Source organism: Anabaena sp. 4-3 (genome assembly GCF_001597745.1).
GTDB lineage: Bacteria > Cyanobacteriota > Cyanobacteriia > Cyanobacteriales > Nostocaceae > Trichormus.
This window is the reverse complement of record NZ_LUHJ01000026.1, coordinates 65,179-76,117: the sequence shown is the minus strand read 5'-3', so window position 1 is coordinate 76,117 and position 10,939 is coordinate 65,179. Positions and strand designations below refer to the sequence as shown.

The 10,939-nt window shown below is 42.5% G+C and carries 10 protein-coding genes; 5 read left to right on the top strand and 5 right to left on the bottom strand.

All coding sequences use genetic code 11. The features are described from left to right. Positions 1-85 precede the first annotated feature (85 nt). From A3775_RS06890 to ntcA, 3 genes are all read right to left on the bottom strand, one after another. A complete protein-coding gene (locus A3775_RS06890; RefSeq protein ID WP_066424339.1) occupies positions 86-532 on the bottom strand; it encodes a pre-16S rRNA-processing nuclease YqgF in 447 nt (148 codons plus the stop codon). A 32-nt stretch (positions 533-564) separates the two neighbouring features. Further along, positions 565-2,034, bottom strand: a complete 1,470-nt coding sequence (locus A3775_RS06885; RefSeq protein WP_066378190.1) for a DUF3084 domain-containing protein — start codon at positions 2,032-2,034, stop codon at positions 565-567. Between the two features lie 168 nt (positions 2,035-2,202). Then, on the bottom strand, positions 2,203-2,874 hold the full coding sequence (gene ntcA / locus A3775_RS06880) for a global nitrogen regulator NtcA (protein ID WP_066378192.1): 672 nt from the start codon (positions 2,872-2,874) through the stop codon (positions 2,203-2,205). 510 nt (positions 2,875-3,384) lie between these two features. Here ntcA and fabI point away from each other — a divergent pair. From fabI to A3775_RS06855, 5 genes are all read left to right on the top strand, one after another. Continuing rightward, positions 3,385-4,161 (top strand): enoyl-ACP reductase FabI, encoded by a 777-nt coding sequence (fabI, locus tag A3775_RS06875; protein ID WP_066378194.1) that lies wholly within the window; start codon positions 3,385-3,387, stop codon positions 4,159-4,161. Positions 4,162-4,317: 156 nt separating this feature from the next. Further along, a complete protein-coding gene (gene hisB, locus A3775_RS06870) occupies positions 4,318-4,947 on the top strand; it encodes an imidazoleglycerol-phosphate dehydratase HisB (protein ID WP_066378196.1) in 630 nt (209 codons plus the stop codon). Between the two features lie 297 nt (positions 4,948-5,244). Beyond that, positions 5,245-6,219, top strand: a complete 975-nt coding sequence (locus A3775_RS06865) for an ABC transporter ATP-binding protein (protein ID WP_066379638.1) — start codon at positions 5,245-5,247, stop codon at positions 6,217-6,219. A 377-nt stretch (positions 6,220-6,596) separates the two neighbouring features. Beyond that, entirely contained in the window at positions 6,597-8,120 is a 1,524-nt protein-coding gene (locus A3775_RS06860) for a polysaccharide biosynthesis/export family protein (RefSeq protein ID WP_066379641.1), read from the top strand. Between the two features lie 206 nt (positions 8,121-8,326). Beyond that, on the top strand, positions 8,327-9,163 hold the full coding sequence (locus A3775_RS06855) for an SPFH domain-containing protein (protein ID WP_066379643.1): 837 nt from the start codon (positions 8,327-8,329) through the stop codon (positions 9,161-9,163). Between the two features lie 36 nt (positions 9,164-9,199). On the opposite strand, the gene folP is transcribed toward A3775_RS06855, so the two are convergent. Further along, the gene (folP, locus tag A3775_RS06850; RefSeq protein ID WP_082803690.1) at positions 9,200-10,048 is read right to left on the bottom strand and encodes a dihydropteroate synthase; all 849 of its coding nucleotides are present in this window, start codon (positions 10,046-10,048) and stop codon (positions 9,200-9,202) included. Between the two features lie 101 nt (positions 10,049-10,149). Continuing rightward, on the bottom strand, positions 10,150-10,875 hold the full coding sequence (tpiA, locus tag A3775_RS06845; protein WP_082803703.1) for a triose-phosphate isomerase: 726 nt from the start codon (positions 10,873-10,875) through the stop codon (positions 10,150-10,152). Between the last annotated feature and the right edge of the window lie 64 nt (positions 10,876-10,939).

Below are 10,939 nucleotides of genomic sequence, written 5' to 3'. Positions count from 1 at the left end.
CAGACGAGTTCCCTGTTCCCTGTTCCCTGTTCCCCGTTCCCTGTTCCCTGTTCCCTGTTCCCCGTTCCCTGTTCCCCGTTCCCTGTTAACTGTTGATTGGCTCGGTGAGGCGATTTAAGTATCTTTCGATCAGTAAAATGGCCACAATGTCATCTATGGGGCGTGGAGGCTGGCGCATCCCCTGCGGTAGTAGTTTTATTAGTCCTTTGGGGGGGTACATCTGCCAATAGCGATCGCGGGCTTCTAAGGTACTATAACGCTCATCTACTAAAACAATATTTAATGGTTCTACCAATTCTTGATTTAATTGCTGTTTCCAGCGTTTGGCTGTGGTTTGGTTTCCCATCACCATTAAGGAAACAGGAAACTGTTGACATAATACACCTATTGTGGTAACAGCCTCTTGAGAAGGAACGACTTGATGATAATGCAATTGTCGATCTAATCCCATGATTGCTAACCCACACTTATCTTTACCAGGGTCAAAGCCTAAAATCACTGGTTGTGTCGGGGAAAATTCACTAAAAGTCATGATTAATTAAAAAATTAAAATTTAAAAATAAATTAGGTACTTAAAACAACTTTGCCATTTTGAACTACTATCAGTTTCACTCTCAAAGGCCCGACTGTGTAAGTATCTTCTGCGGCTACGGCTTTAATTTCTAATGGTTGTTCAAACTGACTTAATAGGGAAACAAAGCGAATAAATGTACCATCTATTTGTACACTTTCCACAATACCTGCATTGCGAGCGCGGAATTGGGAAGCAGAAATGAGTAAATCTAATCGTTGTCTGATTTGATATGAGGTCATTGTTTTCGGATCAGCATTAGTAGTTGCTAAGACCTCACCTGCGGAGAATACTAAAACATTTCTGGCTGTATCAGCAAAAAATTCTATTTGCTTTTCTCCCCGCACATAATTCCCAGCCGAGAAAATTCTGACTACATATTCTTTACCATCATCAATTAGTTGAATTAGTTGCTCAATCCTGTCTGGAGTCACACGTAGTAGTTCTGTTGTGGCTGAATTGGTTCCAGGTTCAGCTAATTCGATGCTAGCATTGCGGTTGGCTTGTTGCAGCAGTTGCATGATCACTTGTCGAGCCTCATTAGCTTGATTTACCCGCACTACACCAGAAGCTATCACTTGACCACGTACTAAAGCCAGTTTACCTAAACGTAGGTCACGGTATGATTGGTAATATTTTTCTAGTCTTGCGACTTCCTGCTCTAAATAATCCTGTTGTCTTTCTAATTCTTTAAGACGGGCTTCGCGTTTGGCTATTACCTGTTCTCGTGCGGTAATTTCTAAGTTGCGGTTTTGAATGAGTTTGTCGAGTTGAGAAATTTTACGATCGCGTTGTTCGATGGCAGCTTGGCGGTTAGATAGTTCGCGATCGCGTTGTTCGATAGCGGCTTGACGATTGGCTAATTCGCGATCGCGCTGTTCTATGGCTCTTTTCGCTTCTGCATACAGTCGTTCCCGTTCTGCCCTCAGTTGTGCTATCGCTGTTTGTAGAGATTTGATTTGATTGTAAACTTTGCCGAGTTCAGTTATTGCCCGTTGATACTGGTTTTGAGTCCGTTGGAGTTTAGCTTGAGTTTGCGCTAAATCTCGCTGCACTATGACTTTTTCTTTTTTAGCTTGTTCTCGCTGAGTTTCTGCCTGTCTTTTCTCAGTTATGGTGGTTTGTAGCTGCTGATTAGCTTTCTTTAACTCAGTTTCTACCTGACTTTTTTGTTCTTCAGCAACTTTGAGTTGTTCTCGTTTTTGTCTAAGGTCTTTTTGAATATCTTCTAATTCAAAAACTCCCTTTCTGAGTCCTTCGTCAGCCAGAAACAGAATTGCTAGAGTTGTCGCCGCAGTTAACACACCTGTGAGGATAGTGATTAGTACCGCCGTATTTTTGGGACGCAGCTTAAAGAGAGACAGGCGTGCTTTGCCGACTTTGGTGCCGATGCGATCGCCAACCGTGGCAATTACTCCTCCCAAAATTAAAATTGCTGCTATTAGGATGTACCCGGTGGTCATCTTCAGCTACCGAAAGGTTTCCAGATACAGCCTACTACTTTCAGTCGAGGTATGTGGAGGATAGGAGGTGGGCAATAGCTGAAATTACTCAAGATTTTTGATTGACTTCCAAACTATGGTGTTAACTGAAATATAACACGCGCCACCTCCTCTGTTTCCACTTGATTTTTATGTGAACTGTCTGCTCAGGGCCACAGGTTTATGCACAGTAATCTTCTTTTTGTGGATTGAAATCATCTTTTTCTCACGCAGATCCCCTAGTAATCTGGTGACGGTTACGCGAGTCGAACCAATTGCTTCCGCGATCGCTTGATGGGATAACTTCAAATCAATCGTTATCCCATCTGCACAAGGAATTCCAAAATCACGACAGAGAATTAACAGAAAACTCACCAATCTTGAACCCATATCTCGGTGAGCTAAAGTTTCAATCATCATCTCTGTTTGCAAAATCCGCGAAGACAGACCTCGCAGCATCAACATGGATAATTCTGGATTTTCCTTGAGTGCTTGCTCCACTTGCTCAATTGGTGCTGACAGCAATTCTACAGGTGTAAATGCCACCGCATGGTAAAACCGATCCGACTTATTTCCCGTCAGCAGAGACAGCACTCCAAATACGCTATTTTCCCGCAGTAGTGCCACTGTAATTTCTTCTCCTGCCTCGTACACCCTGGACAGTTTTACAGCACCTTTCAAAAGAAAATAAACTCGCTCGGCAGGATCGCCCGGAAAAAAGATCGTTTTATTGCGTTCAAACGTTTCGACAACTGGCGGAAAAGCTCCAGTTGCCATCTGACGAAAAACATTTGCTAGGGCCTTATCTTGTGTCACGATCATCTCCCTTCCCCTACCCAATGCCAGAACAACAAAAAACTAAAAACTAATTACCTAAGAATACACCTGAAAACTCAATCAGACACCGTTAACCTTACTGTACTTTCCTATACTCAAACCGCTAACTTCAGAGTTATTTGTTCATAATGATACCTAATTTTTGCTATTTTTAGCTAGCAGTTCTTGATAGATACTTCTGCTTGCTGTAACCATCAGGTTTTTTAGAAAAAAACTTAAGTAATCTTGAAAATATCTTAAGGAATAATATTTATTTTAAATCCAACAAACACCCTTACTAATACTCTTTTTTGATAATCATGGATAAAACAAAGACAAACGTACCTCAGATTCTAGTATGCTCCTAATACATGAAGGCAGTAGCCGACGGCAAGCCGTCAGGCTAGGCAGAAGGGAAGAAATCTTCCAACATAGCTAATTCACCTCTTTGACTGGCTAGTGATTTCTGTCAAGCTGTACTAATCAATCATCACATGAATCAGATCAAAAATATCTATGCTGGATCTCAAAGGAAAAAACGCTCTGGTGACAGGGATTGCCAATAATCGCTCTATCGCCTGGGGCATTGCTCAACAACTACACGCCGCCGGAGCCAATCTAGGCATTACTTACCTACCAGATGAACGTGGCAAAATGGAGAAGAAAGTAGCCGAACTGGTAGCACCTCTCAACCCCAGTTTGTTCCTACCCTGTAATGTCCAAAACGACGAACAGATTCAATCTACTTTTGAGACAATCCGCCAGAAGTGGGGCAGAATAGACATTTTGATTCACTGTCTGGCCTTTGCTAACAAAGATGATTTAAGTGGAGATTTTAGCCAAACATCTCGCTCTGGTTTTGCCACAGCCTTAGATGTCAGCACTTATTCACTTGTACAGTTAAGTGGTGCAGCTAAACCTTTAATGACAGAGGGCGGAAGTATCATCACCCTGTCCTATTTGGGTGCTGTCAGGGCAATTCCTAACTACAACGTCATGGGAGTTGCTAAGGCAGGTTTAGAAGCTAGTGTACGTTATCTAGCATCTGAACTCGGTTCCCAAAATATTCGCGTCAATGCCATTTCTGCCGGGCCTATCCGCACCTTGGCATCGAGTGCCGTTGGTGGCATTTTAGATATGATTCATCACGTCGAACAAGTCGCCCCCTTGCGTCGTACCGTCACCCAAATTGAAGTAGGTAACACTGCGGCTTTTTTAGCCAGTGATTTAGCTAGTGGCATCACCGGACAAGTCCTGTACGTGGATGCAGGATATGAAATTACGGGTATGTAATAAAATTTGGGCATGGGGCAAATAAATTCAAAATTCAAAACTTGTACTGAGCTTGTCGAAGTATTCAAAATTCAAAATTGAATAAATTCTGCCCCTAGCTTCTTACCCAATCCCCAATCCCCAATCCCCAATCCCCAATCCCCAATCCCCAGTATTATGCAAATCAGCGATTATCCCCAAATTAATTTATCTTCAGCCCCTCGTATTGCCTCGGTGCATCGCTCCACTGGTGAAACTGATGTGCAAGTTACTATCAACCTAGATGGCAGTGGCATCTGTAAAGCAGCCACGGGTATTCCGTTTTTGGATCACATGTTGCATCAAATTGCTTCCCACGGCTTAATTGATTTGGATGTCAAAGCTACAGGCGACTGGGAAATTGATGATCACCACACAAATGAAGATGTGGGTATTACCCTTGGGCAAGCTTTACATAAAGCATTAGGTGATAGAAAAGGGATTGTCCGTTTTGGCAATTTTTTAGCACCTTTAGATGAAGCTTTAGTACAAGTAGCATTAGACTTTTCTGGTCGTCCTCACCTCAGCTATGGTTTAGAAATTCCTACCCAGCGTGTAGGAACTTATGACACCCAATTGGTGCGGGAGTTTTTTGTGGCGTTGGTGAACCATAGCCAAATGACGCTGCACATTCGCCAATTAGACGGGATTAATTCCCATCACATTATTGAGGCGACGTTTAAAGCATTCGCTAGGGCTGTACGCATGGCTGTAGAAGTAGATTCCCGTCGTGCTGGCACTATTCCCAGTTCTAAGGGAGTGCTGTGAGGTAGGGGTGTAGGGGTGTAGGTGTGTGGGGGTGTAGGGGTGTAGGGGGAGATGAGGGGGATGAGGGGGATGAGGGGGATGAGGGGGATGAGGAAGCAGAGGAGATTTTTTCCCCAGAATTCTTGAATTTTGAATTTTGAATTTTGAATTTTGAATTTTGAATTGATTTGTCCCCAGTCCCCAGTTTTGCAACAATTAACAAATTGGTGGCGATCGCAGTTATCCTATGGGGTAACTTATAACCAATACTGAGTTAAACTGTCACTCTATCCATTAGTATCTGTTACTTGAACCGAGATGAAGTCTTTAGCAGACAACCCTGATTCTCACCAGACTCCTCCAGACACACCCGCAGTAGTCATTACTTCCGAGTTGCGAAAAGTCTATCGTACTGGCTTTTGGATGAATCAAAAAGTTGTCTCCCTTAAGGGCTGTTCTTTAACGGTTTATCAGGGTGAAACTTTTGGGTTACTGGGGCCTAATGGTGCTGGTAAAACAACTCTGTTAAAACTGTTGCTAGGGATTATCCGCCCTACGACTGGCAGAGGCTTATTGTTAGGTAAACCTTTAGGCGATCGCACCGTTAAGCAACGCATTGGCTACTTAAGTGAAAACCCTTACTTGTATGAGTATCTTACTGGTTGGGAATTTTTACAATTAGCTGCTGGGTTATTCCAAATTCCTGCCAGTGTGCAACGTCAACGCATTCCTGAACTACTGGATTTAGTGGGTTTATCGGTACGGGATGCCCAAAAAAAACAAATGCGCCGCTACTCCAAAGGAATGTTACAACGTGTGGGAATGGCACAAGCATTAATTAATGATCCAGAATTGATATTTTTGGATGAGCCGATGTCTGGATTAGATCCTTTAGGACGCTACCGGATGCGGGAAATTATCTTATCTTTGAAAGCGGCGGGAAAAACAATTTTTTTTAACAGTCACATACTCAGTGAAGTAGAACAGATTTGCGATCGCATTGCCATTCTGGCTCACGGTGAATTAATTTGTATGGGTTCTCTTGACGAACTATTGGGTGGCAATCAAACATATCACGTTAAAGGTGAAGGTGGTGATGCTGCTATTCTCAACAAATGGCTATCTAATCTAGTATTTGAGCCTGATGGATCTTGGCACGGTATACTGCCAGAAGATTACTACGATTTTCTCTCCAGTCTCCGCTTGATGGGCGGGAAAATTATTTCTATGCAGTTATCTCGTCCATCCCTAGAAGAATTTTTCATTCAACAGCTACAAAAACAACTTCACTAAGTTTCGGTATGTATAAAATCCAAATATTAACTTGAGAATTTTGTATGGATTTACACAATTACCATTAATTAATAATCATGCGTCATCACCTAGCGATTAGGCAGAGATTAGTTTTTTTTGCTACTTTTTTTCAGAATACAAAACCCATAGCAAAATATTTAATTTTCCAGTGAGGTGAATAGTTATTTTATAGTTAATCCTGTAAAACTTTAAGCTAAATTTACTAAAAATTTAAAAACCACAAAAAATATTCTTCCGAAAAAGATTGGTTTTCAAGGAAAATTAGATGGTCGGGCAACTTAAATACTTAAGTATAGTCAAGATTAAAAGGTTTAGACAATACTTTACCGATCATAGTCTCAGAGTTTAAGGTAAATATGCTTAACACAGGTTCGCTGAAATTTCCAACCCAGCCAGCTGTGGGTGCGGCTTTATTAACGGCTGTTCATCTCATTGTGCCATCTGCCAGCATAGCTCAGGGACGACCAACTTCGCCAAATCAACCAGCAACATTTCCCAATTCACAAACTGTAACTCCCAGTCAAGCGCAAGTCTTCCCAAATACACAAACAATACCTCCGAGTAGTCAACCAGTATCTCGACAAACACAACAACCAGATACGAATTACTTATTGGGAGGCGGCGATCTTATCCGTGTAAATGTATTTGAAGTACCAGAATATACAGGTGAATACCAAATTCCTCCAGGCGGAGCGATTAACCTCCCTTTAATTGGCAGTGTTAATGTTCAGGGTTTAACAACAGAACAGGCAGCTGATATCATTACGGAAAAATACCGCCGATTTCTCAAACGTCCCCAAATTTCGATCAATCTTTTATCCCCACGTCCGATTAATATCTTAGTTGCTGGAGAGGTAACACGCCCAGGAGCTTATACTTTGAGCCTGCAAGGAGGCGCAGGTAATAATCCAGGGGTACAATATCCCACTGTATTAGCTGCACTGACCATAGCTCAAGGTGTTACCTTGGCGGCAGATGTCACCCAAGTACAGCTCAAGCGCAAAACAGCAGGTGGTGAGCAAATTGTTACTCTCAATCTCAAGGACTTAATTCAAACAGGTAATACAGCCCAAGATATTACCTTACGGGATGGAGATGTAGTTGTTGTACCAACTGCAACCACCTTTAACGTTGCAGAAGCACGTAATTTATTTGCGGCTAACTTTGCTGCTAGCCCAACTGCACCCCGCACAGTAGCCGTAATTGGTGAAGTTAATCGCCCAGGCGCGTATGTTGTCGCCGCAGCAGGTGGCACAGAGGCTGGAGGTGGTGGTTTACCCAATGTGTCACGAGCCTTACAATTAGCTGGTGGGATCACATCCCAAGCAGATATTCGGAATATTAAACTACGCCGACCCACAAGAACAGGTTCAGAACAAACTATCGATATCAATCTTTGGGAACTTTTACAAAGTGGTGATGTCAATCAAGATGTGATTGTGCAAGATGGAGATACGATTATTATCCCCACAGCTACAGAGATTAGCCCAGCAGAAGCTACTCAATTAGCTACTACCACTCTATCACCTGCCAGTATTCAAGTTGGTGTAGTGGGTGAAGTTAAACGACCTGGTGCGGTAGAACTACAACCCAATAGTTCTTTAAACCAAGCCCTACTCGCTGCTGGTGGATTTAATGATGCTAGAGCGCGTACCGGAACTGTAGAATTGGTGCGTTTGAACCCTAACGGTTCAGTTACTAAGCGGGAAGTAAAAGTTAACTTGAGCCAAGGAATTAACGAGCAAACTAATCCTATTCTCCGCAATAATGATGTGATCATAGTTAACCGTTCTACTCTTGCCAGAACTGGTGATAGTCTCAACATTGTAGCTGGGCCTCTAGGTATTATCGTTAATCTTTTGAGATTGTTCGGATTTTAACTTTATATGTACTGTGTGATTGGGGATACAAGTTAATGCTTGTAGTCCCCAATTTTTATTGAATAGTGGTTTTTACTGGTTGACAGGGCGAATAATTAAGGCTCTACTATGCCATAGCTATCCTGAAAACATGAAATTTCAACTAAAAAATGGTAGTAGGATGTCCGATCAACTAAAATCTCCTTAACAGCTAATTAGGAGTATATATGGAGCCAATTATTGCTATAGTTTTAGCACTCATGGGTTATGGTTTCGCATCTACAAAAATTATCAATGAAGGAAATGCAGCCCTAGTTGAACGTTTGGGAAGAAGACACCGCACACTCAAGCCAGGCTTAAACTTTATAGTGCCTTTGGTTGATCAGGTGGTGATGGAAGACACCACACGCGAACAGTACATAGACATCAAGCCGCAGAATGTAATCACTAAAGATAACATTTACCTAGAAGTCGATGCGGTGCTGTTTTGGCGGATTAAAGATATTGAGAAAAGCTTTTATGCTATTGAAGACTTGCAAGGTTCGTTGAATCAACTGGCTACAACCACACTCCGGGAAGTTATCGCCCAAAATACGGTAGAAGAAACCAATGTTTCTAGAGCCGAGATGGACAAAGCAATTTTAGACCAGTTGAATCATATCACAGCAGATTGGGGTGTTGATATTACTCGGTTGGATATTCAAAGAATTACACCACCGGAGAGTGTACGCAAGTCAATGGAGGAAGAGCGAGCGGCGGAAATTAAAAAACGGGCTTTGATTACGGAAGCTGAAGCCGAAAGACAAGCTGCTATTAAGAAGGCAGAAGGTACTATGACTTCAATGCAGATAATTGCGGAAGGTTTACGGAGTAATCCCGAAAGTAAGGAAATTTTGCGTTATTTGGTAGCTCAAGATTATATCAATGCTAGCTATAAGTTGGGAGAAAGCACAAATGCCAAAGTTGTATTTGTTGATCCTGGCAAAACAGGTGAATTGATGAAAGAAATGATTGCTGAATCAGCTAATACTGAAGGTAATAGTAGAAATCCTGAGCATAGTTGAAATAGGGAGTAGGGAGTGGTTGGTAGACAAAATCACCTATTGGGAGGCGCGAAATAGTGCATCTGTAACTAGAGATACATCAGACATTTCTTTAACGTCGTGAACTCGGAGGATATCCGCTCCATTCACAATCGCCGCACAACACGCCGCCGCCGTTCCCCAGACTCTGGCTTTTGGCTCTGGTTGATTTAAAATGCGACCGATGAAACTTTTGCGGGATACTCCTACTAAGATAGGACAATTGAGCGATCGCAAGGAACGCAAGCGGCGCAGTATTTCTAAATTCTGCTCATAGTTCTTAGCAAAACCAATACCAGGGTCAATGATGATTTTTTCGGCATTTATACCCAAATTCGTGGCTATTGCTATCTGTTGCCTTAAAAAACTGGCAATTTCTCCAACTACATCCTCATAGTCAGTCATTTGTTGCATTGTCTGGGGTGTACCTCGGATGTGCATCAACACAATTGGTACATCTAAACTCGCCACTGTCGGCAACATTTCCGGGTCAAATGTCCCACCAGAAATATCATTAATTATATCTGCACCTGCTTCTATAGATGCTTTTGCAACAGTAGCCCTAGTGGTATCTACGGATATGGGTACAGAAATTTCCGGTCGTAATGCCTGGATGATTGGCACTACCCGATTTAATTCTGTCTCTAAGCTGATTTGTTCTGCTCCTGGTCTAGTTGATTGACCACCGACATCGATGATATCAGCACCAGCCGCTACCAAAGCTTGCGCCTGGGAGAGAGCCGCAGACAGACTATTAAATTCACCACCATCACTAAAACTGTCAGGCGTGACATTCAACACACCCATGATATAAGTACACTGTCCCCACTCGAAACAGCGATCGCGTATAATTAGTTTACTACCCATATAGTTAAACAATAGTAGAGACGCGATTGATCGCGTCTGTACAAAAGGTAATAGTCAACAGTCATTCCTTCTCAAAACTCAAGCTAAGGACTGATGACTCTTTACTGATAATTGACAATGCGAGCAAAACTAGCAGGTTCTAGACTTGCTCCACCCACAAGCGCACCATCAATTTCTGGTTGCGCCATAATCTCATCAATGTTATTTGGCTTTACTGAACCACCATACTGAATTGGCACATCAACATTTTTTAACTGACTGCGAATCAAGCCTATAACTCGATTGGCTTCCGTCGCTTCACAAGTGTCACCAGTCCCAATTGCCCAAATTGGTTCATAAGCAATCACCAAATTATCTTGATCAACGCCTACCAAGCCGTGATGTAGTTGGCTAGTAATTAGTGATTCAGTTTCCCCAGCGTCTCTTTGCTGTTTAGTTTCACCTACACACAAAATCGGAGTTAAACCACACTTTTGGGCAGCTTTCAGGCGTAGATTCACTGTTTCGTCGGTTTCGCCGAAGTATTGCCGTCGTTCGCTATGACCGACAATTACATAACGTACACCAATTTCTACTAACATGGGGCCGGAAATTTCACCAGTGTACGCGCCACTTTCCTCCCAATGGACATTTTGCGCTCCTAGTTGTACACGGCTACCGTGTAAATTCTGGGACAAAACGCTCAGATCAGTGAAAGGAACGCACAGCAGGACTTCCCGTTCTTCAGGGGTTTCCTGTAATGCAGGCAGAAACCCTTTTAAAAACTCTAGAGATTCTGCCTGGGTTTTGAACATTTTCCAGTTACCGGCAATAACGATTTTTCGCACAGGTGATTTAGTCAAGTTCCTAACGCTACTAGATGCAATTTTCACTGTACTACTTTTTCGGATC

Bases quoted from the DNA above. Each gene is read 5' to 3' on its own strand.
- folP (WP_082803690.1), bottom strand. From the start codon at position 10,048: ATGGGTAGTAAACTAATTATACGCGATCGCTGTTTCGAGTGGGGACAG.
- hisB (WP_066378196.1), top strand. From the start codon at position 4,318: ATGCAAATCAGCGATTATCCCCAAATTAATTTATCTTCAGCCCCTCGT.
- A3775_RS06865 (WP_066379638.1), top strand. From the start codon at position 5,245: ATGAAGTCTTTAGCAGACAACCCTGATTCTCACCAGACTCCTCCAGAC.
- ntcA (WP_066378192.1), bottom strand. From the start codon at position 2,874: ATGATCGTGACACAAGATAAGGCCCTAGCAAATGTTTTTCGTCAGATG.
- A3775_RS06885 (WP_066378190.1), bottom strand. From the start codon at position 2,034: ATGACCACCGGGTACATCCTAATAGCAGCAATTTTAATTTTGGGAGGA.
- A3775_RS06890 (WP_066424339.1), bottom strand. From the start codon at position 532: ATGACTTTTAGTGAATTTTCCCCGACACAACCAGTGATTTTAGGCTTT.
- A3775_RS06855 (WP_066379643.1), top strand. From the start codon at position 8,327: ATGGAGCCAATTATTGCTATAGTTTTAGCACTCATGGGTTATGGTTTC.
- fabI (WP_066378194.1), top strand. From the start codon at position 3,385: ATGCTGGATCTCAAAGGAAAAAACGCTCTGGTGACAGGGATTGCCAAT.
- A3775_RS06860 (WP_066379641.1), top strand. From the start codon at position 6,597: ATGCTTAACACAGGTTCGCTGAAATTTCCAACCCAGCCAGCTGTGGGT.